We start from the raw sequence: 25267 nt of genomic DNA on the forward strand, positions 1-25267 counted from the left end.
CATGACAGAGACGAAGGTGTGGCTGGTCACCGGCAGTTCCCGCGGCCTGGGCCGCTCGATCGCCGCGGCGGCCGCCAGGAGCGGGGCGCGGGTGGTGGCGACCGCCCGCCGGCCGGAGCAGCTCGACGGTCTGGTGGCGGAGTTTCCCGATGCGGTGCGTGCTGTCGCGCTCGACGTCACCGATCCGGCGGCCGCCGAGGCAGCGGTCGCCGCGGCGGTGGCGGCGTTCGGCCGGCTCGACGTCGTGGTGAACAACGCCGGGTATGCCAACAGCGCGCCCATCGAGGAGATGAGCGCCGAGGACTTCCGAGCCCAGGTCGAGGCGAACCTGTTCGGTGTGGTGAACGTCAGCCGGGCCGCACTGCCGGTCCTGCGCAGGCAGCGGAGCGGCGTCTTCGTGCAGGTCTCGTCGATCGGCGGGCGGGTCGGCGGTACGCCGGGCATGGGCGCCTACCAGACCGCCAAGTACGCGGTCGAGGGCTTCTCCGAGGTGCTGGCCGCCGAGACCGCGCCGTTCGGGGTCAAGGTGATCATCGTGGAGCCGGGCGCGTTCCGTACCGACTGGCAGGGGTCCTCGATGGTGCGGCACGCCGTGGGCGCCGACTACGAGGAGACCGTCGGCCGCTTCCACCAGCTGCGGGAGGCCACCGACGGCCGGCAGCCGGGCGACCCGGACCGGGCGGGCGAGGCCATCGTGCGGATCGTCGGCGAGCCGGAGCCGCCGCGCCGGCTGCCGCTCGGGGCCGCGGCCCTCGCCTCCGCGCTCGAGGCCGGCGCCGCCCGCAACGCCGAGGCCGAGAGGTGGGCGCACGTCAGCCGGTCGACCGACTATGCCCCCGATCACACCGGGGCGGCGTCCCGGTAGGGCCCGGCGGGCCTTGCGGGCAGTCGCCGCTGCCCGTGCGGCCCACCCCTTCGCAAAACGAGTTTGTGCTGCTCGACACCCTTGATCAAGCGCACAGCCGACTTCACGGGCACTACACAGGAGCCGCACAGAAGATGGCCTCATGACGCAGACCCGGGTGGCGCGGCCACCGCTCTCCAGGCGGACCATCGCCCGGCTGGTCCAGGTGGCCGGCCTCCTCGACGTCCTCAGCACCCTCGCCCCGCACCGGCGCGGGCACATGTCGGCGCTCATGGAGTTCGTGCCGGCCTTCGGGGTGCTCTCCGCCCGCGCGGGCACCGTCGTGGTCGGGCTGCTCCTCATCTATCTCGGCGCCGGTCTGCGCCGGGGCAAGCGCCGCGCGTGGCAGGTGGCCGTCGGGCTCTCCGCACTCGCGGTCGCGCTGCACCTGCTGAAGGGCCTCGACTACTACGCCGCCGGGGTCAGCGCCGTCCTGTTCGTGATGCTGCTCGCCACCCAGGACCGGTTCACCGCGCTCGCCGACCGGGCCAACCGGTGGCGGGCCCTGCAAGCCTTCGTGGGCTTCGCCGCGGCCGGGTTCGCCCTCGGCTTCGTCGAGATCGGGATCCGGGTCAACCACCTCGTCGGCACGCCCGGCGTCGCGCAATGGGCCGAGCAGGCCGCGCTGGGCCTCGTCGGCGTCCACGGCCCGCTCGAGTTCCGGCATCGGTTCGGCGGCGACATCGTCGCCTACACCACGGGCGCGTGCGGGCTGCTGGCCGTCGGGGTCGCGCTGGTGGTGCTGCTGCGGCCCGGCTCGCGCCGGCCCGAGCGGGGTGAAGAGGGCGAGGCGCGCCTGCGCGAGCTTCTCGAGCGGTACGGCAAAGCCGACTCCCTCAGCTATTTCGCGACCCGCGCCGACAAGTCCCTGATGTGGTCGGGCAACCGGGCGGCGGTCGTCGCCTACCGGGTGGTGAACGGCGTCAGCCTGGCGGCCGGTGACCCGATCGGCCCGGAGTCGGCGTGGCCCGAGGCGATCGGCGCGTGGCTGGCGGACGCGCAGGCGCACGGCTGGACCCCGGCGGTGCTCGGGTGCGGCAACGCGGCGGGCAAGGCGTACCGGAAGGTGGGTCTGGACGTGGTCGAGCTGGGCGACGAGGCCATTGTGGACACGGCGACGTTCTCGTTGAACGGGCGGCCGATGCGCGGCGTGCGGCAGGCGGTCAACCGGATGCGCCGGGCCGGATACACCTGCCGCGTGGTGCGCCAGCGCGACCTGGGCGAGGCCGAGCTGGCCGAGGCGATCCGGGCGGCGGACGCGTTCCGCGACGGGCCGGTCGAGCGCGGCTTCTCGATGGCCCTGTCCCGGTTGGGTGACCCGCGCGACGGCGACTGCCTGCTGGTGCTCTGCCACGACGAGAGCGGCACGCTGCGCGGGCTCCTCCAGTTCGTGCCGTGGGGCGCCGACGGGCTGTCGCTCGACCTGATGCGCGGCGACCGCAGCGCCGACAACGGGCTCACCGAGCTGATGGTGGTCACGGTTCTCGAGGAGGCGCCCGCGCTGGGCGTACGGCGGGTGTCGCTGAACTTCGCCGTGCTGCGCTCGGTCTTCGCGCGGGCCGAGGAGCTCGGCGCCGGCCCGGTGCTGCGGCTCTGGTCGCGGCTGCTGCGGATCGCGTCGAGGCTGTGGCAGATCGAGTCGCTCTACCGGTCGAACGCGAAGTACCTGCCGTCCTGGTCGCCGCGCTACCTGTGCTTCCCGACGGCCCGCGACCTGCCCCGGATCGCGGTCGCGGCGATGCGCGCCGAGGCGTTTCTGCCCGAGCCGCGGCTGCGCCGTGCGCCGCGCCGGAAGCCGGCCGAGGTGACGGTGTGAGCCTGACGGGCGTGCCGCTGCTCCTGCTGGCCGCGGCCGCGACGATCGCGACCGGCGCGGTCACGGTGCTGTTCTGGTCGCGTGGCGGCAGGCTGCGCCCGGTCACGCGCACGCTCGGCATCCTGCTGCTGGAGGCGCTGGTCGTGCTCACCGCGGGCCTGGAGGTCAACCGGCGCGAGCAGTTCTACCCGTCCTGGCAGGCGCTGCGCGGCGACACGGGCACGGCCGCGGTCACCGGCGAGGTGCGCGCCGGGCTGCTCGACGGCCGTGTCCGGTCGGGTTCGTTCGAGTGGCGGCCGCCGGGGCTCGCCGCGTGGCATCTCGCCCACGCCCCGGCGGTCAGCGTCCCGGCCGACTACCTGAGCCGGCCGGACGTGGCGTTCCCCGTGGTGCTGGCGCTGGTCGCGCCGGGCACACCGACCCGGCGCACGCCCGGAGCCGTGACCGTGACCCTCGCACCCACCGCGGCCACGACGGCCACCGCGTTGCGCACCCTGCCCGCGGAGCTCGAGCGGGACCTGCGCGTCGCCGCGACCGGCTGGGACGTGCTCGGCAACGGGCCCCTCGGGGCGGCCTTCGTCAGGTCCGTGCCCGCCGGGCTCGCGGTGCTCGACCGGCCCACCGACGCCCTGCCGCCGGCGCTCAAGGCACCGCAGACGTTGCCCTCGCTCAGGAACACACGCTCATGACTCTCTGGCTCGCCCTCGCCGCGGTGCTCGTCACGGCCGCCGCGCTCGCCGTCCTCTGGAACAGGCTGCGCGCGCTCGGGCGCGGCCTCCTGTCGCTCGCGGCCGTGCTGAGCGTCGTCGCCGCCGTGGGCGTGGAGCTCAACCAGCTCACCGAGACGTTCCCGTCGGCGGCGGCCGCCGTGCCGGTGGCGGCCGGCACCGGAGGCAGCCAGATGCTGGCCGTCACGGTGCCGGGCGAGGCGAGCAAGCTCAGGCTGCCGATGTACGTGTACCTGCCCGCCGCCTACCGCTTGTCGGCCGAGCGCTTGCCGGTCGTCGAGGCGTTCCACGGCGTACCGGGGACCCCGCAGTTCTGGCTGCACAAGCTGAACGTGCAGTCCACACTGGACAGGGAGATCGCGGCCGGGCGGATGGCGCCGACCGTGGTGCTCTTCCCGCAGCAGACGCCCAACCCGACGCTCGACACCGAGTGCACCAACCTGCGCGGCGGGCCGCAGACCGAGACGTTCCTGACCGTGGACGTGCCCGCGTACGCCAAGGCGCACTACCGGATCCGCGCCGACCGCGCGGCCTGGGGCCTCACCGGCTATTCGGCCGGGGCCTTCTGCGCCGTCAACCTCACCCTGAAGCACCCCGACAAGTTCGCGGCCGGCGCCAGCCTGTCGGGATACGCGTCGGCCGGCATCACCATCGGCGACGGCTCGGAACACACGACGAACAACCCGTTCTGGCGGCTCCAGCACCTGCCGCAGCCCGCGGTCGCGCTCTGGCTCGGCTGGGCCGCCGACGACAAGCAGCCGGCGCGCGACTCGCGCCTGCTGGCCGCCGAGGCCCGGGCACCGCTGGCGGTGACCACCGCGGTCGTCGCGCACGGCGGCCACAGCAGCGCGGTCTGGCGGCAGATGGAGGCGCCGGCGTTCGACTGGCTCTCCGCCCACCTGGCGGGACCGTTGCCGTGAGACGCGCGGCCGCCGTCCTTCTCCTGCTGTGCCTGGGGGCGTGCGCCCCGTCGACCCCCACGGTGGTGACGCTGGGCGACTCGGTCCCGGCCGGTGCCGCGTGCGCCTGCCGGCCCTTCCCCCAGCTGTACGCTGCCGCGCAGCACGCGAGAAACGTGAACCTCGCCCGGTCCGGCGCCACCGCCGCCGACGTGCTGTCCCAAGTGGACGGCGAGAGACCGGTCCTCACCTCGGCCACCGAGGTGATCATCATGATCGGCGCGAACGACATGGCCGGCGACTTCCGGCAGCCCGCGAGATACGCCACCGTGGCCGCGGGCGTGCGGGACGACGTGGCGTCGACCGTCGCGGCGATCGAGCGGATCCATCGCGTACGGGTGGTGCTGCTGGGCTATTGGAACGTGGTGCTCGACGGCCAGGTCGCCGAGAAGCAATACGGCACCGCCGCCGTCCGCGACTCGGTGGCCGCCACCGCAGCGGTGAACGACGCCTTGCGGGCGGCCGCCCAGCGGACCGGCGCCGTCTATGTGCCGACCGGCGCGGCCTTCCACGGCCCCGACGGCACACGCGACCCGACCGGCCTGCTCGCCGCCGACGGCGACCACCCGAACGCGGCGGGCCAGGCGGCCATCGCCGCGCTGATCCCGCCCCTGCCCTCGTAGCCCGCTCCCGCCGACGTCTCCTACGGCAGGATCGCGTCGACGTAGCCGCCGTCCACCCGCAGCGCCCCGCCCGTGGTCGCCGACGCGAACGGCGACGCCAGGTAGACCACCATGTTGGCGATCTCCTCCGGCTCGATGAGCCGCTGGAGCAGCGACTGCGGCCGGTGCTTGAGCATGAACTCGTGCTGCGCCTCGTCCCACGGCAGGTCGTCACCGACCATCTGCCGCACGAAGTCCTCCACGCCGCCGGTATGCGTCGGCCCCGCGATCACGCTGTTCACCGTCACCCCCGAACCCGCGGCCTCCTTGGCGAACCCCCGCGACACCGCCAGCAGCGCCGTCTTCGACATGCCGTAGTGGATCATCTCGGCCGGGATCACCACCGCCGAGTCGCTGGCGATGTACTGCACCCGGCCGAACCCGCGCGCCCGCATCCCCGGCAGATAGGCCCGCGTGAGCCGGATCGCCGCCAGCACGTTGACCTCGAAGTACCGCCGCCAGTCATCGTCACTGATCTCCAGCGCCGGCTGCGCCCCGAAGATCCCCAGGTTGTTGACGAGAATGTCGACGTCCGGCAGAACGCCGAGCACGGACGCGGCCCCCGCCTCGGTGGCCACGTCCGCCGGCACCCCCACGAAATCCCCGTCACCCAGCTCCGCGATCGCCCGCTCCACGGACTTGCCCGACCGCCCGTTCACCCCGACCCGGGCACCGGCCGCCGCCAGCCCCGCCGCGATGGCCAGCCCGATCCCCTGCGTCGACCCGGTGACCAGAGCCGTCTTCCCCGAAAGATCAATCCGCATGGACCCATTCTGCGCCGCCCTTGATCACCGCGCAGCGCCCAGCGCCGGGGAGACCCGTCCCGTGAGGGCCGGTCAGGAGGCCACCCAGTCGTGCCTCGAGAGGCTGCCGGTGGTTCGGAGCACCGAAGCCCGCAGGTGGTCGCGCGGCTCGGGAGCCTCGGGAAGTGCGCACCAGCAGCGTGACCTCGATCGCGCAGGTGACCGACGCGACCTCCCGGTTGCATGTGCTGCCGTTCAGCGATGGCGAGGCTCGCGGGAACTACTCGCGATTGTCTTCGGTGGCCCGCTGCCGGAGTCACCCGTGACGTGCCTGCCCGCACCGTAATCGCGGGCATCCCCGCCCGAGCGATCGAGAGCATCGCGTGCGACGCACGATTGGTTGATGCCGTGCCGGATCGGGTTCGCCCACGCCGCCGCGGTCCTACGGTGAGGAGAGAGGATCCGTGAGGGCGGGAGGTGTCATGGCGGCCGGGACCAAGGACGATCCGTGGGTGCTGAGGACGCCGCCCGGCTCGTCGGAGTACACGGCGTACCGCGACGAGGCCGCGGATCCGCCCGCGCTGGTCTGTCAGGTCGGGTCGACGCGGCTGTCCTATCGGCTGCGTGCCGTCGAGGACCTGCACGCCTGGCTGCGTGACCGGGGCGACTGGGTGCCGCTCGGCGCGGCCGACGAGAACAAGGCCGCGGCGGACGGCACGGTCGAGGCCTGGGGCCGCTCGGCGGACAATCCGGTCGGTGGCTGGTATGGGCTGCGCAAGGGCTACCGCGGCCGGTTCGGCATGTATCTGCCGCCGCTGCTGGAGGAGCTCGGGCTGGCCGAGCTGACCCACGACGCCCGCAACAATCGCATGCGCGCCGTCTGAGCTAGCTCTCCAGGATCCGTTTGAGCCGGGCCAGGTCCTTCTCGTTGGCCCGGCGCATCGCCGCCGCCATGACCGGTGCGGCGACCTTGCCGAAGCCGGCCGGCTCGCCCTGGTTGCGCAATGTCATGCGGGTGCGGCCGGGGTCGACCGGCTGCCAGGTGTAGGTGGTCCGCATCGGGAACGGGCCCTGGGCCGTGCGCATGACCAGGCGCTCGCCGGGCACCAGCTCGACGACCTCGTAGGTGTAGGCGAGCCGGCGGCCCAGGAAGCGGGCGACGAAGTCCATCGCCGAGCCGGCCCGCACGGGCGGCGCCGTCCGCCACTCGACCGACTCGATGTTGGCGTACCACTCGGTGGCGTTCGACGGGTCGCCCGCGTAGCCGGCGACCACCGGGCACGGGCGGTCGATCACGATCTCGGTGAGCACGTCGACGGCCACACCTCGGATGGTAAGCCCGGCGCCGGGCTTCCGAGCCCGCCGTCAGGCGGCGTCCTCCGTGTGGGTGGTCGCGGACGGCAGGGACGGGCCGCGGGCCGGGATCGTGTCGGCGCGGGCCGGGTCGATGCGCCACAGGGAGCCGTCGGCGGCGCCCTGCACGGTGGCGAGCATCGAGACGTAGGCGGTGCGGATCTGGAACTCGGCCTGGTCCTCGGGCAGCTCGGAGAGCTCGACCAGCAGGCTGGCGCTGCCCAGGATGCCGTACGCGTTGCGGGCGATGCCCTCGTAGTCGCCGCCGGGGTAGCGGGTGACGTTCGCGCCGGCGAGCTTCGTCATGGCGTCGTAGTTGCGCACGGCCAGCTGGCGTGACGTCGTCGTGTCGGTGACCAGGGGGCTCGTCGGCCACAGGATCGAGGCGGTCGTCTCGCGGCCGTCGGGCTGCACGTAGCGGCCCTGCATGTGGTAGTCGACGACGATCCGGGGACGGGTGGCGTGCCACAGCCGCAGGATCGCGCGGGACTCCGGCACCGGGTTGTCAGCGATCGGGGTCAGGGGGTTGTGGAAGCGGTTGATGTCGTAGCCGACGCCCGGCTCGGCGTAGTCGCCGGTGGCGCTCGGGTCGTGGTTGTAGCGCTGGTTGCGGACCGCGCCGTCCGGGTTGGCCTGCACGACCACGTCGAGCGTGACCCGCTTGAGCAGCGCTCGCTGCCAGGGGGTGTCCGGCACCCCGAGGGTCCACAGCGCGCGAATCGCGGCCGGCGTGCCGAGCGGCTCGTCGCCGTGCTGCTGGGTCACGAAGAGCAGCCGCAGCGGGCCGTGCCCGACGCTGGCGAGGCGCAGCGGCCGCCCCTCGTTGCTGCGGCCGATCGCGCCGAGCCGCACCCGGCCGTCGCTCGCCCGGGCGATCTTCACGAGCGCCCGCTGCACCTCGGCGGGACTGGGCCGTGACGACACGAGCCGTTCACTCGTGCCGGCCCGGGCCGCCGCGAGGAGGTCGTCCCCGGCGGTCAGCTGCGCCCGCGCGGTCCCCGGCGAGGCCAGCAGCGACCCGGTCAGCAGTGTCGCAGTGAGAATGGCGGCTACCTTCGTCCTCATCCCGCGGCCCTTTCGCTAGACATCGACGTCCGACGATCAGAATAGGGTCCGGCGCCGCGGTCCGCCCGGTTCGCCGCGTGCGCGAGATCGGTCACGTCGTGAACGCCGGGTCCGGCGGCGCGTCGAACAGGGGATGACGCAAACTCTGACCACGTACGAGATCGGCGTGGGCGGGATCGCGCAGCGGTTCCACGTCGCGGGGCGCGGGCCGGTCTGTGTGATGCATCCGGGCGGGCCCGGGGTGGACTGGTCCTATCTGCGGATGCCGCTGGTCGAGGAGTTCGTGACCGCCGTCTACGTCGAACCGGTCGGCACGGGGGAGTCGGGCCGCCTGGCGTCCCACCCGCACGGGTACACCGTGCAGGCGTACGTCCCGTTCGTGCACGCCGTCGTGCAGCACGTCGGGGCGAAGTTCCTGCTCGGGCACTCGCACGGGGGCCTGGTGGCGCAGCAGTACGCGCTCACCCACCCGACGCGGCTGGCCGGGATGGCTCTCTACGCCACCGCGCCCTGCAACGGGCCGGACCTGGACGCGGTCTCCGGCCGCAACGCCGAGCGGATCGGGCGGCGGCCGCGCATGGGGCCGGTCCTGCAAGCCCTGCACGCGCCATGGCCGGAGACCGACGAGGGCGCCACCGCCAACCTGCGCGCGATCCTCCCGCTCTACTTCGACGACTACTGGGGCCACGAGGCCCGGTACGCGGCGCTGCGGGAGGCGGTCCGCTGCTGGCACGTCTCGCAGGACGGCGAGGTCTTCGACGTCCGCGACCGCCTCGGGCGCATCACCACCCCGGCGCTGGCGATCGCCGGCGCGCACGACTGGATCTGCGAGCCGTCCTGGTCGCGGCGGCTGGCCGAGGGCATCCCGGGCAGCTCGTACGTGGAGCAGCCGCACAGCGGCCACTTCGGGCACATCGAGGAGCCCGAGGGCTTCGCCGCGGCCCTGGAGAAGTGGATCCTTGCGTCACACGGCTGAATTCCGGGACCGCCGGCACGTCTGAGCCGGTATGACCTCTTCTTCCCGGCTGACCGCCGACCGTGTGCTCGTGACCTCCGCCGCCCTGGCCGACGGCACCGCGGACGCCTTCACCCCGGACGTCTCGCTGCTGGCCGAGGGCGGCGTGATCACTCGTATATGGACCGGCGAGGATCCGCCGTCGGTCGAGGGCGCCACCGTCGTCGACGGGTCGGGCGCGACGCTCGTGCCGGGGCTGGTCGACTCGCACGCGCATGTGTCGCTGCCCGGCGGTGCCAGATGGGTCGAGCACGGCTTCGATCCGCTCGGTGAGCTGCTCGCGGTCGGCGAGGAGAACGGCGAGATGATGGTACGGGCGGGCATCCGCTGGGCGCGTGACGTGGGCTCGCCCCGGCGGGACCGGCGCGCCGCCGCCCTCACGTTGCGCGACCGCTGGCGGGGCAACCCCGAACGGCCGTACCTGCGGGCCGCGGGCACCTGGATCAGCCGGCGCGGCGCGATGCCGCCGGGGCTCACGGTGGAGATCGAGCACGCCGCCGACCTCGTCGCCGCCGTGCGCGGCCAGCTCGACGACGGCGCCGACCTGGTGAAGCTCTACCTGGACGGGCCGGACGCGGACGCCGCGCCGTTCAGCGTGGCCGAGGTCGCCGCCGCGGTCGACGTCGTCCACGCCCGGGGCGCGAAGGTGGCGGCCCACGCCACGGCGCAGGCCGGGACGCGCCTCGCGGCCGCGGCGGGCGTCGACAGCCTGGAGCACGGCAACGAGATCGACGGTGACACGGCCGCCCTGATGGCGTCGAAGGGCGTCACGCTGGTGTCCACGCTGGCCGTCGCGGAGTCGTGGCTCACCTTCGGCCGGGACGGCGCGGCGGAGATGCGCGAGACGATGCGCGCGAGTGTCCGTGCCGCCGACGCGGCCGGGGTGACCATCGCCGCGGGGTCGGACGCGGGCGGCGGGTCGCTGCGCGCCAACCAGCTGGCGTGGGAGGTGCAGTCGCTCATCGAGGCCGGCGTCTCCCCGCGCACGGCGCTGGCGGCCGTCACCTGGCGCGGCGGTGACCTCCTCGGCATCCCCGGGGCCGGGCGCCTGGCGGTGGGCGGCCCGGCGCACTTCAGCCTCGTCCACGGCGACCCGCTGACCGACCCCGCCGCCCTCTGGCGGGTGTGGCTGACCCGCTGACGCCGCGGCCGGCGGGGCCGGCGCGAGCGCAGGACGGGTCAGGCCGCCCGGATGCGGCCCGGGCGCGGGTCGGGCAGGACGCGGGCCAGTTCGCGGCGGTTCGCGATGCCCAGCTTGTTGAAGACCTTGCGCAGGTGCCACTCCACCGTGCGGGCGCTCAGGAACAGCTCGCCGCCGATCTCCGTGTTGGTGCGGCCGTCCCGGGCCAGCCGGGCGATCTGCTGCTCCTGCGGGGTGAGCGCGTCCACCGCCGGGCGGCTCCGGTCGGGGACCGCCGCCTCGCCGCCGGCTAGCAGCTCCCGCCCCGCCCGTTCGGCGAACGCCTGAGCGCCCACGGCGGCGAACATCTCGTGCGCCTTGCGCAGCTCGGCGCGGGCTTCGGTGCGGCGGTCCCGCTGCCGCAGCCATTCGCCGTACACCTGGTGGGCCCGGGCGAGCGGCATCGCGCCGCGGCTGCGGCCGAGCCGGTCGATCGCCTCGCGGAAGTGGGCCTCGGCGGCGGCGGTCGTGGTGATCAGGGCGCGGCAGCGGGCCTCGACGCCGAGGCTCCAGTCCGTCGCGCTCGGGCGGGTGGTCAGGACGAGACGCTCGTACGCCCTCTCGGCCTTCTCCGGCTCGCCCGCGCGGGCCGCGGCCTCGACCAGCTCGGCCAGCGCCCAGGCCGCGAACGCCGACTCCCCCGGATGGGCCGTCGCGAGCTCCGCCGCCGCGACGGCCTGCGGCCAGCGGCCCAGGCCGTTGTGCAGCACGGCGTTGGTGTACTGGATGAGCGTGAGCCCGATGCCCTCGCGCCGGCGCACCACGGTCTCCATGGCGTCCGCGATGAGCGCCGTCGCCACGTCCTCGGCGCCGCGCCAGGCGGCCACCGCCGCGGCGCTGTAGCGGGGCCGGGCGATGCCGGTCGCCTCGCCGACGGCGTCCGACTCGGCCGCCAGCGCCGCCGCCGCGCCGAACTCGCCGGCGTGCAGGTGGGCGTTGACCCGCTGGTTCAGCGCGACCGGCAGCATGACCAGCGCGCCGTTGAGCCGCGCGAGGCGCACGTGGGCCTCCGCGAGTGCCGTCCACGCGTCGTCGTCCCACACCTCGTAGCTGCCGTGGCAGGCGATGGAGAGCCAGCGCAGCGCCTCGGCCGGCGGCAGGTCGGGACGGCGGAACGCGTCCAGGGCCCGGCGAACCGGGGGTACGCCGGCGGCGTGCCCGTCGGTGTGCAGCGCCGCGAGGCCGTCGAGCAGCAGATCCGCGGCCCGCAAGGGCGACGCCGCGGACGGCGCGACGGGCGCGGCGGAAGGGGCGACGGCTGCCCCGGACGGCGCGGCGGAAGGGGCGGCGCGGGCCGCGGCCGCCACCGCCGCCACGTCGGCCTTCTGCGCGAACCGGCCGGCCAGCAGCGCGTAGGTCAGGGCGTCCAGATAGGTCTCGCGGGCCCGGCCGGGGTCCAGCCGCTCGAACTGGCGGGCGGCGCTGAGCAGCAACGCCGGCGCGTCGGCGCTGTCGCCCGAGGCGAACGCGAGGTGCCCGCGCAGGTGGGTGATGTGCGCGTCGCGCAGCGCGTCCGGCCGCCCGTTCGCGGCCCGGTCCACCAGGACCCGGGCGTCGACGAGCGAGCCCGCGTCGTACTTGGCCTGCGCTGCAGCCAGGGCACGGTCGGCGCGCCGCTGCTCGTCGGTGGTGAGCGAGGCCGCCCGTTCCAGGAAGGCGGCGGCCGCCGCGAGCCCGCCGCGCGCCTGCGCCCGGCTCGCCGACGCCTCCAGCTCCTCGGCGACCGTCTCGTCCTCCGCCGCCGTCGCCTGCGCGAGGTGCCAGGCCCGGCGGTCGGGGTCCGACTCCGGCGACGTCACCTCGGCGAGCGCCCGGTGCGCTCGGCGCCGTTCGGCGGGTGGGGCCGCGCCGTAGACGGCCGAGCGCACCAGCGGGTGCCGGAACGTCATCCGCACGCCGATCCGCAGCAGCCCCGCGCGGACCGCCGTGCCGCCGGCCTCGCGGTCGATGCCGAGCGCGGCGGCCGCGCGCCAGATCGCCGACGCGTCGCCGACCGGATCGGCGGCCACGACCAGGAGCAGGGCCTGGTCCTCGGCGGGCAGCTCGTCGATTCGGCGGCGGAAGCTCTCCTCGATGCGCCCGGACAGCGGCAGCACGTCGAGCAGGCCGTAGCCGCCGGCCAGTGCCGCCGGGGCACGCCCGAGCGGCAGCTCCAGCAGCGCGAGCGGGTTGCCGGCGGCCTCGGCGAGGATCGCGTGGCGGACGCTGTCGTCGAGCGGCCAGCGCACCACCGAGCTCAGCAGGCGGCGGGCGTCGTCGTCGGGCAGGCCGGCCACGGGCAGCAGCGGCAGGTCGCGCATGCCGGGCAGGTCGTGCCGGGTCGCGAAGACCATCAGCACCGCCTCGGCCTGGAGGCGGCGGGCGACGAACATGAGGACCTGGGCCGACGCGGCGTCGAGCCACTGGGCGTCGTCCACCACGCACAGCACCGGCGCGTCCTGCGCGGCCTCGGCGAGGAGGTTGAGCACGCCGAGACCGACGAGGAACGGGGTGGGTGGCGGGCCCGTACGCAGGCCGAACGTGGTGGCCACCGCCTCGGCCTGCGGCTCGGGCAGGCGGTCGACGCGGTCGAGCAGCGGCAGGCAGAGCTGGTGCAGCGCCGCGTACGGCAGCTCCATCTCGCTCTCGACGCCCGCCACCCGCACGATCCGCAGGCCCGCGGCGGCGGTGCTCAGATAGTCGAGCAGCGCGGACTTGCCGACACCCGGATCACCCCGCATGACGAGTACGGTGCTGTCGCCCTTACGCACCGTAGCGAGGGCTTCGTCCAGTCTCCGGCACTCCGCGGCCCGGCCCAGCAGCACTTGATCACCTTCCCGCAGGTGATCGTATGCGAGCCCGCTACTCGGAGCCCACCAGGAGGCAGAAGGGGTGTCCCGCCGGATCGGCGAGGACGTAGAGCGGCTCCTCGGCGTCACCGGTGCGGTCGAGCAGCAGCGTGGCCCCGAGCTCCTCGGCCCGCCTGCGGTGCCGCTCCAGCTCGGCGGCCGAGGGCACGCGGAAGTCCAGGTGCATCTGCTTGGGCACCTCGTGCCGCGGCCAGTCGGGCCGGGCCAGCTCGGGCACCCACTGGAAGGCGAGCACCCGCCGCCCGTCGCCGTCGACGAGCACGAGCCAGTCCTCGCCCTCGACCGGCGTCTCGTCGCCGGGGCGGTAGCGCACGCCCAGCAGCTCTCGGTAGAACTCGGCCAGCCCGCGGACGTCGGTGGCGTCGAGCGCGGTGTGCATCAGCACGGGATGGGACGACATCGCGCCATCACATCACGCGGCGCGCCGGCTCGCCGTCCCGCTCGGCGGGGCGCATGCCGAACAGCAAGCGCGTGACGCGCGTGCGCCGGACCAGCAGGTCGTGGACGGCGAACATGATCGCGTAGGTGAGGACGACGATGGCCAGGTACTTGACGGCCATCGGCAGCTCCCAGGCGACCACGAGGAAGGCGACCACCACCAGGATCGGCTGGTGCAGGATGTAGAGCGGCAGCGCCGCCTCGGCCAGGTAGCGGGTCCTCGCGGACGGCCGGGCCCCGGGGGCGGCGGGCGGCCGGTCGCGGTCGAGCAGGCCGAGGATGGCGACCAGCCAGAACCAGCCGGCCAGGCCGAAGAGGGTGCGTGCCAGGATCGCGGGGCCGGTCAGGGCGGTGAAGGCGTCGTCGCCGGCCGTGCTCAGGGCCGCCCCGGCGGCACCGAACAGCAGAAGGCCGATCACGGCGGCCGGCTTGGCGTCGCGCCGCATGGCAGCGCGGAAGCGGTCGTCGCCGGCGAGCAGGAAGCCGAGCAGGAAGAAGAGCAGGTACGCCCAGCGGCTCCAGCCCGCGTACGGCTCCTCCATGCCGTGCAGCGCCACGACCAGCGCGATCGGCACGGCGGGCAGGAACACCACCCCGCGATGCCGCATCGGGCCGCCGATCGGCGGGAGCCGGGCCGCGACCAGGGCCAGCATCAGCGAGAACGTCAGCAGCAGCACCACGAACCAGAGGTGGCCGGTCTCGAAGAGGTCGCCCCGCACGACGAACGGGAAGTTCGACAGTCCCAGGTGGACGTCGAAGTAGCGGCGCAGGAACTCGAGATAGGGCTCGTCGGCGCCCGCACGGATCCACTGCGGGACCGGGATGATGGTCAGCGACGCGAACACGAGCGGCACGCCGAGGCGCAGCAGGCGCTCGCCGACGAAGCCGCGCGTGCCGCGCCGCCGGATCGAGTGCCACGAGCCCAGGCCGGCGATGAGGAACAGGGCGGGCATCGCCCACACCACGCCCAGTCCGGCGACCCAGGTGATGGCCTCGGTCGTCTCGTCGTTCTTCACGTAGTAGTCGTCGCGCGTGTCGAAGACCAGCGAGGCGTGGAAGAAGACCAGCCCGAGCACGACCACCAGGCGGATGGCGTCGAGCTCGGGCCGCCGGCCGGCCCGCGTCGCGGGAGGGGACACCTCATGCACCCGCCCAGGATCTCAGCGGAGCGCCCGCCGGGGAACCCGTGCGTGCGCGGCGGTGTCGTACGGACATGAGGGCGATCGCCGTTCTTCTTCTCCTGCCGCTGGCCGGTTGCTCGCAGCCCGAGCCCTCATGCGGTTCGCCGGTGAGCACGGCGGCGCTGCCCGAGTGGGGACGGGCCGGGTTCAGCGGGGACGGCAGCGGCGTGCCGCACGTGCTCGGCGAGAAGGGCGACATGCTGGCCGTGCTGTTCGGCTCGCCGTTGCGGAGCCCGCCCGGCGAGGACCGGGCCAACAAGATCCTCTGGGTGCCGCGGGAGCCGGCCGGGGCGGGTGCCGAGCTGCGCATCGTGGCGCGGCTGGACGGCACCGAGGTCCGCGCCGAGCGGACGGTCGACACCGGGCCCTCGATCGTCGACCTGCCGCGGGCCGGCTGCTGGCACCTGACGCTGAGCTGGCCGGGCCGCACCGACACGATGGACCTGATCTACGAGTAGGAATAGATTGAGATCCATGGTGGTGGAGCTGTTTCCGACGAAGCATCTGCCCGCCCCCGAGGTGCGCGAGCTGCCGGAGCCGCCCACGAGCTTCCGCCGCGTGATCGGGCCGGGCGTCGTCGCCGCGGGTGTCGGGCTGGCCAGCGGCGAGTTCATCCTGTTCCCCTACATCGCCTCGCAGGTGGGGCTCGTCTTCGTCTGGGCCGCCTTCGTGGGCCTGGCCACGCAGTACTTCCTCAACATGGAGATCGAGCGGTACACGCTCGCGACCGGCGAGACCGCGCTGACCGGCTTCAGCCGCTACTGGCGGCACTGGGGGCTGTTCTTCGCGATCCTCGCCTACTTCGCCAACATCTGGCCGGGCTGGGCGACGAGCTCGGCCACCCTGATCACCTATCTGGCCGGCGGCAGCGCCACGCCGATCGCCATCGGCATCCTGCTGCTGATCGGCGTCATCCTCACCCTGGCGCCCGTCGTCTACCAGGCGCTCGAAAAGATCCAGATGGTCAAGGTCGCCGCGGTGGTGCTGCTGTTCGTGGTCGGCGCCTTCGCCGCGATCGGCGCCTCGGCCTGGTCCGACGCGCCCCAGATCATCACCCAGGCCGGCGTGCCGTACGAGGAGCTCGGCTTCGCCCTGCTGCTCGGTGCGCTCGCGTTCGCCGGGGCGGGCGGCGGGCAGAACCTGTGCCAGAGCAACTGGATCCGCGACAAGGGCTTCGGCATGGGCGCCTACGTGCCACGGATCGTCAGCCCGGTCACCGGTCAGCTCGAGGCGGCCCCGTCGACCGGCTACGTCTTCGAGCCCACCGACGAGAACATGAGCCGGTGGCGGCGCTGGTGGCGGTTCGCCAACATCGAGCAGCTGAGCACGTTCGTGCTGATCAGCTTCCTCACCATCTTCTTCACCTCGATGCTCGCCTACGCGACCGTCTTCGGCGACGAGGGCCTGACCAACAACATCTCGTTCCTCAAGGCCGAGGGGGAGGCGCTCAACGACGCCGTCGGCGGCTGGTTCGGCACGTTCTTCTGGATCATCGGGGCGTTCTCGCTCTTCGCCGCCGCGCTCGGCATCGTCGACTACACCAGCCGCCTCGCCGCCGACGTGCTCAAGACCTCGTACCTGAAGAGCTTCCACGAGAGCAAGATCTACTTCACGCTGGTCTGGGGCCTGGTCGCGATCGGCGTGGTCGTGCTGCTCTCCGGCGTCACCCAGCCGCTCGTGCTGCTGGTCATCTCGGCGGTCACCGGCGGGCTGATGATGTTCATCTACTCGGCGCTGCTGCTGCTGGTCAACCGCCGCATGCTGCCACGCGAGATCCGCCCGGGCGCCGGCCGGATCGCCGCTCTCGTCTGGGCGTTCCTGCTGTTCGGCTTCCTGTCCGTGCTGACCTTCAACGAGCAGCTGCGCAAGCTGTTCGAATGACGACCCCGCGCCGCTTCGGCCTCGACCGCGAGTGGGGCGAGCGCGCGGCCGCCTGGTTGCGGCGCCTGGCCGGTCCGGGCGCCCGGCCCTCGTCCGAGGAGCTCGACGCGCTGCGCGACGCCCTGCTGCGGCACGACGAGGCCGCCGCCGCCCTGGTGCGCGACGTGCCCGCCCGCGAGCTGCACCGAGACCTGGCGGCCGGCCCCTCGCCCGGCGCGCCGCCGGCGGTCCGCGCGTTCTTCGAAGCCGCGGGGAAGCGGCCCGGCTGGGTCGACGATCGGCTGCTCGCGCGCGGGGCGCGGGCCTGCCGCGAGTACGGCCTGGACGCGGGCCTGGTGCTCGCGTACGGGTCACTGCTCGGCGGCTATCGCACCGCCGCCGCGCTGGAGCCGCTGGTGCGCACCGGACGGCTGGCCGGCGGCGAGACGCTGCGCCGGGTGCAGGAGACGACGCTGTGGTGGCGCGCCGTGACGGCGCCCGGCGGCCTGGACCCGGACGGCGACGGCTTCCGGATGACGCTGCACGTGCGGGTCATGCACGCGCTGGTCAACGAGCGGCTCGCCGCCGACCCGTCCTGGGACGGCGACCTGCGCGGCACGCCGGTCAACCAGTACGACCAGGCCAGCACGCTCGGCGTCTTCAGCACCAGCTTCCTGCTCCACCTGCGCCTGCTGGGCGTGCGCGTCACGCGCGCCGACGGGCACGCGGTGATGCACCTGTGGTCGTACGTCGGATGGCTCCTCGGCGTGGACGAGCGCTGGCTGCCGTTCACCGAGAAGCGCGGACGGCGGCTGCTCTACCATTTCCTCGCCTACGACCCGCCGCCCGACGGCAACAGTGTGGCGCTGGCGCGGGCGCTGATCGCGATGACCGACCAGGAGGTGGACGGTCACCTGCGGCGCCGGTTCGAGCGGGAGCGCGCGTTGTCGGTCAGCTCGTGGCTGCTCGGCCGCGGCGCGATGCGGGACCTGGGCCTGCCGTACCGCCCGCCCTGGTACGGCCTGAGCCGCGTGGCGGTGAACCTGGTCGTGAGCCAGGGCCTCGGCCGCCTGCCGGGCGGGCGGCGGATGCTGCTGGCGCGCGGCGAGCGGCACGCCCGGCGGCGGTTCGCCCGATGGGGCATTAAAGATCAGTATCAGTCAATGTCAATATGATCTTAGCGGGCGAAATTCTGGCGTTTTCCGCGTTGCGCTCCGTCACGTACGATGAATTTCCGTTCTGAGCAAATGGGGGCTTCGACGTGCCCGATCGGCAGATCTCCCTCGACGACGTCCAGCGACTGCTCGAGGCTCTGCTCGGCCTGCGCGGCCTGCACGACGCCGACGCCCGCAACCGCCATGTCGCCGAGCTCGAGACCCGGCTGGGCCGCACCCTCGACGTGGCCCGCTACGCCGAGACGCGGCACGACCTGTGGGCGGTGCTCGGCGGCGCCCGGGCCCGCTCCGGCGGCCTGCGCACCCTCGTCCGGGTCGTGTACGACGCCTACGGCGACGACCCCGCCGTGCGCCTCGCCGAGCGGATCGTCGCCGAGATGGGCCGCGACGCGACCATCGCGCCGGCCGACCGCGAGATCCTGCGCGAGCTGCTCGCCGCCTCGCCCGCCGAGGAGCTCGTCGCCGCGGCCGAGGCGGCCGGCCGCCGGGCCAGGACCCTCGCGGCCGCCGCCGACGATCCCGCCGAGCTGCTGCGCCGCCTCGAGCTCGCCCCGCACGGCGACGACGGGGTGCCCGCCGTCCTGTCCTACGTGGACCGGCTCGCCCACGTCACCGGCGGCGCGCGCTCGCTCGACCTGCACCGCTGGATCGACCTGGTGGCCGGCGGGCTCGGCATGAGCCAGACGGCCGTGCGCGGCCTCTGCATCACCAGCCGCCGCGCCCTGGCCGGCGACCCCGTGACCACTCCGCCCGCCGTCGAGCCCGAGACCGAGAAGCCCGCCCCCGAGCCGGTCGCGCCGATCCTGCCGCCCCAGGCGGGCGACAGCGCCGACGGCGAGCCGGGGGAGCGCCGCACGATCTGGGGCGGCGTGCCGATCCGCAACCCCGACTTCACCGGCCGCGACCAGCTGCTCGCCGACCTCAACCAGGCGCTGGTCAGCAAGTCGCAGGTCTCCGTGCTCCCGCAGACCCTGCACGGCCTCGGCGGCGTCGGCAAGACCCAGCTCGCCGTCGAGTACGTCTACCGCTACGTCGACCACTACGACCTCATCTGGTGGATCCCCGCCGAGCAGCCCACCGGCGTGCTCACCTCGCTGGCCCGGCTCGGCGCCCGGCTCGGCGTGACGCTCAGCGACGACCTCCAGCAGACGGCCGTCTCGGTGCTCGACGCGCTCGCCGCCACGCCCCTGCGCTGGCTGCTGGTCTACGACAACGCCGACCGGCCCGAGGAGCTGGCCCGCTTCGTGCCCGGCGCCGGCGGCCACGTCGTCATCACCTCACGCAACCAGGAGTGGAACAGGGTCGGCAACGCGGTCGAGGTCGACGTCTTCGAGCGCGGCGAGAGCATCGAGCTGATCCGCAAGCGCGGCCGCGGCATCACCCGCGAGGACGCCGACCGGCTCGCCGAAAAGCTCGGCGACCTGCCGCTCGCGCTCGAGCAGGCGGCCACCTGGCAGTCCGCCACCGGCATGCCCGTCTCCGAATACCTCCAGCTCTTCGACGAGCACGTGCGCGAGCTGCTCTCCGAGGGCAAGCCCGCGTCCTACCCGCTCACCGTCGCGGCCTTCGTCGGCCTGGCCGTGACCAGCCTGCGGCAGTCCGCGCCGGCGGCCGCCCAGCTCTTCGAGATGTTCGCCTACCTCGGCGCCGAGCCGCTGTCCGCGGCGATGCTGCGCGCCGGCCGCGAGGCGCCGATCGCCGAGCCGCTGCGCAGCAGCCTGCGCGAGCCCATCAAGATGAACCGCGCCATCCGTGAGCTGCGCCGGGTCGGCCTGGCCAGCGTCGACCCCAACGGCCAGCTGATCCAGGTGCACCGGCTGATGCAGCTGGTGCTGCGCGAGAGCCTCGACGACGAGCAGCGCGAGCGCAGCCGGTCCGGGGCCCAGCGCCTGCTGGCGTACGCGAACCCGGGCGACCCCGACGAGCAGCAGGCCTGGGCCATGCACGCCGAGATCGGCCCGCACATCCTGCCGGCCGGGCTGGTCACCGCCGAGCTGCCCGAGGCGCGCCAGGTCGTCATCGACCAGATGCGCTACCTCTACCTGGTGGGCGACTACGAGGGCAGCCGCCGGCTCGCCGAGGCCGCGCTGCCCGTCTGGCGCGCGGCGACCGGCGAGGACGTCGGGCCCGACGGCGCGCTCACCCTGCTGACCATCCGGCACCTCGCCAACGCGCTGCGCTCGCTCGGCGAGAGCCGCCGGGCCCGCGAGCTCGACCAGGAGGCCTACGACGGGTTCCACGGCGCGCCGCACTTCGGTCCCGACCACGAATACACCCTGATCACGGCGAACGGTGTGGCGCTGGGCCTGCGCATCCTCGGCGACTACAAGGCCGCGCTCGAGGTCGACAAGGACAACCTGCGCCGGCACCGCGAGGTGTTCGGCGAGAACGACCTCTACACGCTGCGGGTGCGCTCCAACGTCGCCGTCGACCTGCGGATGCTCGGCGACCTCGACACGGCGTACGAGATCGACACCGACCTGGTGCGCCAGTGGAGCCGCACCCTGGGCCCCGGCCAGTTCCGCACCCTCCAGTGCCAGGCCAACGTGGCCCGCGACCTGCTGGCGATGGGCCGCCACCAGGAGGCCCACGACCTGCTCAGCCGCGTCGTGCCGGCGCTGCGCGACGAGTTCGGCCCCCGCCACGTCGACGTCCTGCTGGCGTCCCGCTCCCAGGCGATCGCCATGCTGCGCCTGGGCGACTTCCGCGGCGCGGTCGCCGCCGCCCGCGAGACCCACACGGCCACCCGGCTGAGGCTGGGCGACAACCACGAATACACGCTGGCCGCCGCCATGACCCTGGCCAACACGCTGCGCGCGGTCGGCGCCACCGGCGAGGCCCGGTTGCTCGCCGAGGACGCGGTCCCGCGCTACCGCCGCGACTTCGGCCCCACCCACCCGTTCACCCTGGCCGCCGAGATCAACCTGGGCCTGCTGCTGCGCACGGCCGGCGAGATCGACCGCGCCCTCGAGCTCGACGAGCACGCCGAGCAGGGCTTCAAGGACAGGTTCGGCCCCCACCACACCTACACGCTGCGCGCCGGCAGCAACCTGGCCAACGACCTGGCCCTCAGCGGCGACGCCGAGGCCGCCCGCCGCCTCTCCGAGCCCACCTACGAATCGATGCGCCGCCAGCGCGGCGAGGAGCACCCGCACACCCTCGCCTGCGCCGGCAACCTGGCCTTCGACCTGCTGTCCACCGGCGACACCGAGGCGGGCCGCGTCCTGCTCGACCGCACCCTGGACGCCATGTCGCGCGTCCTCGGCCCCGAACACCCCGACACCGTCGACCGGGCCCGCGGCCGCCGGGCCGAGTGCGACCTCGAGCCCTCCCCGACGTGACGCGCGCCCCGGCACGGCGCACGGTGGCGATCGTCGTCGTGGCGCTGATCGTCGTCGCCGGCCTGGGAGTGCTCGCGCTCTGGTCGGTGCCGATCCTGCTCACGCGCCACCCCGAGACGTCCGGCGCCGACCGGCACCAGGCCATCGCCGACGCGAGGACGGGCTGCCTCGCGTTCCTGGCTCTGGTGGGCGCCGCGGTGAGTGCCGTCTACGCCGTGCGGACGTACGAGCTCTCCCGCCGGGGCCAGATCGCCGACCGGTACACCAAGGCCGTCGACCAGTTGGGTGACGAGTCGCCGGACAAGTGCATCGGCGGCATCTACGCGCTCGGCCGCATCATGCGCGACTCCGGCGACGAGCGTGAGGCGGTGGTCGACGTCCTCGCCGCCTTCGTCCGCCGGCGCGCCATGCGCAGGCCGGACGGCCGGGTGCCGTGGCCCGCCGCCGAGGCCGCCGCCGACGAGATTAAGCCGCCCGCTCGCGTCCAGGCCGCGCTGAAGGTGCTCGCCCGGCGCACCGGACGTCCGGGGCCGGCGCCCGACCTGCGGGACACCGACCTGCGCGGCGCGCGGTTGGAGGACGGGTCGCTGGCCCGGGCCACGTTCCGGCGTGCGGCGCTCTACCGCGCACATCTGGAGCGGACGGACTTCACGGGCGCGACCTTCATCGACGCGGATCTGCGTGGCGCCTACCTGCGCGGGGCCACCTTCGCGGGCGCGGACTTCCGGGGCGCGACGGTCACCCGGGGCGGGCTGAGCGCGGAGCAGCTCCGGGTCGTGAGGAACGCGGGGCAGATCGCCTGGACGTCCGAGGAGAGGCCGCCGGAGGTGCGCCGGGCACGGTGGTGGCGGCTCTCGCCCGACAGGGCGTGAGCGACAGTCTCGGACGCCGCGGCAGACTCCCGTGGCGGTGGGGCGCGGCTGTGTGGTTGTGAGGGCGTGAAGGCGTACGAAATAGTTGTGTTAATCGGGCATTATCGGGGGAGCGGATCCGATCAATTGCGGCCCCCGGAATTGGCATCTGGGGATGACGCTCTGGTGCCGATGGCTTATCCGTGGAACGCTGTCTGACATAACTTGACGGTTGTTGACGCGGCATCTGGAGCGTGGCTGTGCCGGTTACCATTCCTGGGCAAGATCGATTACCGTCCGGTCCTCTGCGCGATCTGGTCACCGCTCTGCACGAGCTCTACGGCGACGCCGGCAAGCCGGGGGTGCGGGTGATCAGCAGCGACATCCGGAAGCGCCCGAGTCTGCGTGACACGGTGAGCCACGAGACGATCAGCGCGATGCTGCGCGGCGACGGGCTGCCGCGCTGGGACAAGGTCGAGGGCGTCGTGCGGGTGCTGGCGGCGCGCTCGGTGACGCCGCGCGACGAGGACGGGGAGGTCCGGCGCTTCCACGCGCTGTGGCTGCGGGTCTCCGACGCGCCGCAGCCGGCCACTCGCGCGGCCGATTTCGTGACGCCGCTCGAGACCGTCGACGAGCCGGCGCGGGCGGTGCAGCTGCCCCGCATCTCCGGCGGCATCCCGGAGCGCAACCGCAGCTTCACCGGGCGCGACCTGATCCTCGACGAGATGCGCCGCCGGCTCAACTCCGGCGCCACCTTCCCGATCGTGCTGCACGGCCTCGGCGGCACCGGCAAGACGCAGGTGGCTGTCGAATACCTCTACCGGCACGCGATGGCCGACCGCGAGGCGATCTGGTGGGTGCCCGCCGAGGACCCGATGGTCGCGCGCGCCTCGCTGGCGGCGCTGGGCGAGCGGCTCGGCCTGCCCGCGACCGGCGAGCTCCAGCAGACCGTGCGGGCCGTCATCAGCGAGCTGGAGCGCGGCCGGGTGCCGTGGCTGCTGGTCCTCGACAACGCCGAGCTCTCCGACGACCTGCTGTCGCTGCTGCCGGCGGTCGGCGGCCAGGTGCTGCTCACCTCGCGCGACCCGGGCTGGGCCAGCGTCGGCACCGCGATCGAGGTGCCGCCGTTCGACCGGGCCGAGAGCATCCAGTTCCTGCGCCGCCGCGGCCGCGACATCTCCGGCGCGGACGCCGAGGTGCTCGCCGAGCGGCTGGGTGACCTGCCCCTCGCGCTCGAGCAGGTGGCCGCCGCCCAGTCCGCCACCGGCATGCCGGTCACCGAATACCTCCAGCTCTTCGACGAGCACCTGCAGGAGCTGCTCGCCGCGGGCCAGCCCCGGCACTACCCGGCCACTGTGGTCGCGCTCGTGCGCATCGCGGTCGACCGGCTGCGCGCGGTCTCGCCCACCGCCGCTCAGATGATCGAGCTCTTCGCCCACCTGGGCGCCGAGCCGGTCTCGGTGACGCTGTTGCGCAGCGGCCAGGACGCGCCGGTCACCGCGCCGCTGAAACGCACGCTGGGCAACCCGATCGAGATGGGGCGCGCGATCCAGGCGCTGCGCCGCTACGGCATCGCAAAGGTCGACCAGGAGACCCAGCGCCTCGAGGTGCACCGGCTCGTGCAGCTCGCCCTGCGCGAGGCGCTCGACGAGACGGCCCGCGAGCGCGGCCGCGCCAACCTGGCCTACCTGCTCGCCGCGGCCAATCCAGGATCACCCGACGACGTGCGGACGTGGTCGCTGCACGCCGAGATCGCGCCGCACGTGCTGCCCGCCGGCCTGATCGACAGCCCGTACCCGCCGGCCCGCCGCCTCGTCGTCGACCAGGCCCGCTACCTGAGCCGCACCGGCGACTACGCGGGCAGCCGCCGGCTGGCCGAGCTCGCGGTGGCGCGCTGGGGCGAGGAGGGCGCCGACGAGTTCGGCATGCTGGCCACGTTCCAGCTCGTCGACGCGCTGCGCGCGATCGGCGACTACGAGCGCTCCGGCGAGCTGGCGATCGCGACCTGGGGCCGGCTGCGCGAGCACGACGCGTACGGCGAGGATCACCCGCTCACGCTGCACATGGCGAGCTCGGTGAGCCTGCACCACCGCATCAGGGGCGACTACCGGCGGGCGCTCGAGGTCGACGGCGACACGCTGGCCCGCTGCCAGGCGACGCTGGAGCCCGGCGACCCGCAGCTGCTGCGCAGCATGAACAACCTCGCGGTCAACATGCGGCTGCTCGGCGACTTCTGGGGCGCCTTCCAGCTCGACGAGGAGGTGCTGGCCAAGCGCCGGGACGTGTTCGGCGAGTCCGACAACCGCACCCGGCAGTCCGCGCTCAACCTGGCCCGCGACCGGCTCGACCTGGGCGAGTACGACGAGGCGCTGCGGATCCTCGAGGAGTCGCTGCCGCCGCTGCGGGCCCAGGTCGGCCCGCGCCACCAGTACGTGCTGATCGGGGCGCGCACGACGGCGATCGCGCTGCGCAAGACCGGCCGGTTCGCCGAGGCGCTGCGCCTGGCCCGGGAGAACGTCGAGGCGTACCACCAGCACTTCGGCCCGGACCACGAGCACACGCTCGCCGCCACCATCACGCTGGCGAACGCCTGCCACGCGGCCGCGGTCGCCGAGGGCAAGCCGCCGGTGGAGGCCCGCGAGCACGCGACGCTGGCCGCCGCGCGCTACCGCCGCGTCTTCGGCGGGCGCAACCCGGTGACGCTGGCGGCCGAGGTCGACCACGCGATCATCCTGCGCGCGCTGGGCGACCGGAAGGCGCGCGAGATGGACCGGCTGACCCTGGCGGAGTTGCGGCAGACGGTCGGCGAGGACCATCCCTACACCCTGTGCGCCGCCGCGAACTTCGCCAACGACCTGGCTCTGGACGGCGAATTCGGCTCCGCGCGCGATCTGCTGGAGCGTACACTCGCGGCATCCGAACGCGTGCGCGGTAAAGATCATCCCGACTCACTCGCGTGCGCGGTGAACCTCGCCGTCGATCTGCGAATGATGGGCGAGTCCACGGTTGCCCAGCAACTCCTCGACCGTACAATTGGCAACCTCCGGAGGGTTCTTGGGCCCGGCCACCCGGCAACGCTCGCCGCTGCCAGGGGGACCCGCGCGGAATGCGATATCGAGCCACCGCCGACGTGATCGTGATGGGCCC

General features: G+C 73.9%; 20 protein-coding genes. 14 read left to right on the top strand and 6 right to left on the bottom strand.

From position 1 onward, the window contains the following. Position 1: 1 nt before the first annotated feature. The 5 genes from Ade02nite_RS15515 to Ade02nite_RS15535 all read left to right on the top strand — a co-directional run bounded on the left by Ade02nite_RS15515 (position 2) and on the right by Ade02nite_RS15535 (position 5030). Complete coding sequence (locus Ade02nite_RS15515; RefSeq protein ID WP_203762786.1) at positions 2–865, top strand: oxidoreductase; 864 nt, start codon at positions 2–4, stop codon at positions 863–865. A gap of 142 nt (positions 866–1007) precedes the next feature. Next, entirely contained in the window at positions 1008–2720 is a 1713-nt protein-coding gene (locus Ade02nite_RS15520; RefSeq protein ID WP_203762789.1) for a phosphatidylglycerol lysyltransferase domain-containing protein, read from the top strand. Next, positions 2717–3409 carry a hypothetical protein gene (locus Ade02nite_RS15525; protein WP_203762792.1) on the top strand — a complete coding sequence of 231 codons (693 nt, stop codon included), beginning with the start codon at positions 2717–2719 and terminating at the stop codon, positions 3407–3409. The genes Ade02nite_RS15520 and Ade02nite_RS15525 overlap by 4 nt, the downstream gene beginning before the upstream one ends. Beyond that, the gene (locus tag Ade02nite_RS15530) at positions 3406–4368 is read left to right on the top strand and encodes an alpha/beta hydrolase (RefSeq protein WP_203762795.1); all 963 of its coding nucleotides are present in this window, start codon (positions 3406–3408) and stop codon (positions 4366–4368) included. Before Ade02nite_RS15525 ends, Ade02nite_RS15530 begins: the two co-directional genes overlap by 4 nt. Beyond that, positions 4365–5030, top strand: a complete 666-nt coding sequence (locus tag Ade02nite_RS15535; protein WP_203762798.1) for an SGNH/GDSL hydrolase family protein — start codon at positions 4365–4367, stop codon at positions 5028–5030. Before Ade02nite_RS15530 ends, Ade02nite_RS15535 begins: the two co-directional genes overlap by 4 nt. A 20-nt stretch (positions 5031–5050) precedes the next feature. On the opposite strand, the gene Ade02nite_RS15540 is transcribed toward Ade02nite_RS15535, so the two are convergent. After that, complete coding sequence (locus Ade02nite_RS15540; RefSeq protein ID WP_203762801.1) at positions 5051–5833, bottom strand: SDR family NAD(P)-dependent oxidoreductase; 783 nt, start codon at positions 5831–5833, stop codon at positions 5051–5053. A gap of 461 nt (positions 5834–6294) precedes the next feature. Here Ade02nite_RS15540 and Ade02nite_RS15545 point away from each other — a divergent pair, with 461 nt between their 5' ends. Then, complete coding sequence (locus tag Ade02nite_RS15545) at positions 6295–6696, top strand: DUF6855 family protein (RefSeq protein ID WP_203762804.1); 402 nt, start codon at positions 6295–6297, stop codon at positions 6694–6696. A gap of 1 nt (position 6697) precedes the next feature. Here the strand turns inward: Ade02nite_RS15545 and Ade02nite_RS15550 are convergent, their stop codons facing one another. After that, positions 6698–7135 carry an SRPBCC family protein gene (locus Ade02nite_RS15550; protein WP_203762807.1) on the bottom strand — a complete coding sequence of 146 codons (438 nt, stop codon included), beginning with the start codon at positions 7133–7135 and terminating at the stop codon, positions 6698–6700. Positions 7136–7177: 42 nt separating this feature from the next. Then, positions 7178–8230: a M14 family zinc carboxypeptidase gene (locus Ade02nite_RS15555; RefSeq protein WP_203762809.1), complete on the bottom strand. Its 1053-nt coding sequence runs from the start codon at positions 8228–8230 to the stop codon at positions 7178–7180. A gap of 133 nt (positions 8231–8363) precedes the next feature. Between Ade02nite_RS15555 and Ade02nite_RS15560 the strand changes: the two genes are divergently transcribed. Further along, a complete protein-coding gene (locus Ade02nite_RS15560) occupies positions 8364–9206 on the top strand; it encodes an alpha/beta fold hydrolase (RefSeq protein WP_203762811.1) in 843 nt (280 codons plus the stop codon). 31 nt (positions 9207–9237) lie between these two features. After that, a complete protein-coding gene (locus Ade02nite_RS15565) occupies positions 9238–10386 on the top strand; it encodes an amidohydrolase family protein (RefSeq protein ID WP_203762813.1) in 1149 nt (382 codons plus the stop codon). A gap of 38 nt (positions 10387–10424) precedes the next feature. Here Ade02nite_RS15565 and Ade02nite_RS15570 read toward each other — a convergent pair whose 3' ends face one another. From Ade02nite_RS15570 to Ade02nite_RS15580, 3 genes are read right to left on the bottom strand one after another with little or no spacing between them, the layout of a single operon-like run. After that, entirely contained in the window at positions 10425–13229 is a 2805-nt protein-coding gene (locus tag Ade02nite_RS15570) for a helix-turn-helix transcriptional regulator (RefSeq protein WP_275409912.1), read from the bottom strand. Positions 13230–13266: 37 nt separating this feature from the next. Continuing rightward, a complete protein-coding gene (locus Ade02nite_RS15575; RefSeq protein WP_203762815.1) occupies positions 13267–13674 on the bottom strand; it encodes a VOC family protein in 408 nt (135 codons plus the stop codon). Between the two features lie 7 nt (positions 13675–13681). Continuing rightward, positions 13682–14860: an acyltransferase family protein gene (locus Ade02nite_RS15580; RefSeq protein WP_203762817.1), complete on the bottom strand. Its 1179-nt coding sequence runs from the start codon at positions 14858–14860 to the stop codon at positions 13682–13684. A 65-nt stretch (positions 14861–14925) separates the two neighbouring features. Between Ade02nite_RS15580 and Ade02nite_RS15585 the strand changes: the two genes are divergently transcribed. The 6 genes from Ade02nite_RS15585 (at position 14926) to fxsT (Ade02nite_RS15610) (ending at position 25254) form a co-directional block, all read left to right on the top strand. Further along, complete coding sequence (locus Ade02nite_RS15585; protein WP_203762819.1) at positions 14926–15351, top strand: hypothetical protein; 426 nt, start codon at positions 14926–14928, stop codon at positions 15349–15351. Between the two features lie 16 nt (positions 15352–15367). Continuing rightward, positions 15368–16774, top strand: a complete 1407-nt coding sequence (locus tag Ade02nite_RS15590) for an Nramp family divalent metal transporter (RefSeq protein ID WP_203762821.1) — start codon at positions 15368–15370, stop codon at positions 16772–16774. Further along, on the top strand, positions 16771–17928 hold the full coding sequence (locus tag Ade02nite_RS15595) for an oxygenase MpaB family protein (RefSeq protein WP_203762823.1): 1158 nt from the start codon (positions 16771–16773) through the stop codon (positions 17926–17928). The genes Ade02nite_RS15590 and Ade02nite_RS15595 overlap by 4 nt, the downstream gene beginning before the upstream one ends. 86 nt (positions 17929–18014) lie before the next feature. Further along, positions 18015–21269, top strand: coding sequence for an FxSxx-COOH system tetratricopeptide repeat protein (gene fxsT / locus Ade02nite_RS15600; RefSeq protein ID WP_203762825.1), 3255 nt, complete (start codon positions 18015–18017; stop codon positions 21267–21269). Beyond that, a complete protein-coding gene (locus Ade02nite_RS15605; protein WP_203762827.1) occupies positions 21266–22141 on the top strand; it encodes a pentapeptide repeat-containing protein in 876 nt (291 codons plus the stop codon). The genes fxsT (Ade02nite_RS15600) and Ade02nite_RS15605 overlap by 4 nt, the downstream gene beginning before the upstream one ends. 233 nt (positions 22142–22374) lie before the next feature. Continuing rightward, the gene (gene fxsT / locus Ade02nite_RS15610) at positions 22375–25254 is read left to right on the top strand and encodes an FxSxx-COOH system tetratricopeptide repeat protein (protein WP_203762829.1); all 2880 of its coding nucleotides are present in this window, start codon (positions 22375–22377) and stop codon (positions 25252–25254) included. Positions 25255–25267 lie beyond the last annotated feature (13 nt).

Source organism: Paractinoplanes deccanensis (assembly GCF_016862115.1).
Classification (GTDB): Bacteria; Actinomycetota; Actinomycetes; order Mycobacteriales; family Micromonosporaceae; genus Actinoplanes; species Actinoplanes deccanensis.

Bases quoted from the DNA above. Each gene is read 5' to 3' on its own strand.
- Ade02nite_RS15545 (WP_203762804.1), top strand. From the start codon at position 6,295: ATGGCGGCCGGGACCAAGGACGATCCGTGGGTGCTGAGGACGCCGCCC.
- Ade02nite_RS15520 (WP_203762789.1), top strand. From the start codon at position 1,008: ATGACGCAGACCCGGGTGGCGCGGCCACCGCTCTCCAGGCGGACCATC.
- Ade02nite_RS15585 (WP_203762819.1), top strand. From the start codon at position 14,926: ATGAGGGCGATCGCCGTTCTTCTTCTCCTGCCGCTGGCCGGTTGCTCG.
- Ade02nite_RS15560 (WP_203762811.1), top strand. From the start codon at position 8,364: ATGACGCAAACTCTGACCACGTACGAGATCGGCGTGGGCGGGATCGCG.
- Ade02nite_RS15565 (WP_203762813.1), top strand. From the start codon at position 9,238: ATGACCTCTTCTTCCCGGCTGACCGCCGACCGTGTGCTCGTGACCTCC.
- Ade02nite_RS15595 (WP_203762823.1), top strand. From the start codon at position 16,771: ATGACGACCCCGCGCCGCTTCGGCCTCGACCGCGAGTGGGGCGAGCGC.
- Ade02nite_RS15575 (WP_203762815.1), bottom strand. From the start codon at position 13,674: ATGTCGTCCCATCCCGTGCTGATGCACACCGCGCTCGACGCCACCGAC.
- Ade02nite_RS15555 (WP_203762809.1), bottom strand. From the start codon at position 8,230: ATGAGGACGAAGGTAGCCGCCATTCTCACTGCGACACTGCTGACCGGG.
- Ade02nite_RS15590 (WP_203762821.1), top strand. From the start codon at position 15,368: ATGGTGGTGGAGCTGTTTCCGACGAAGCATCTGCCCGCCCCCGAGGTG.
- Ade02nite_RS15515 (WP_203762786.1), top strand. From the start codon at position 2: ATGACAGAGACGAAGGTGTGGCTGGTCACCGGCAGTTCCCGCGGCCTG.
- Ade02nite_RS15540 (WP_203762801.1), bottom strand. From the start codon at position 5,833: ATGCGGATTGATCTTTCGGGGAAGACGGCTCTGGTCACCGGGTCGACG.
- Ade02nite_RS15530 (WP_203762795.1), top strand. From the start codon at position 3,406: ATGACTCTCTGGCTCGCCCTCGCCGCGGTGCTCGTCACGGCCGCCGCG.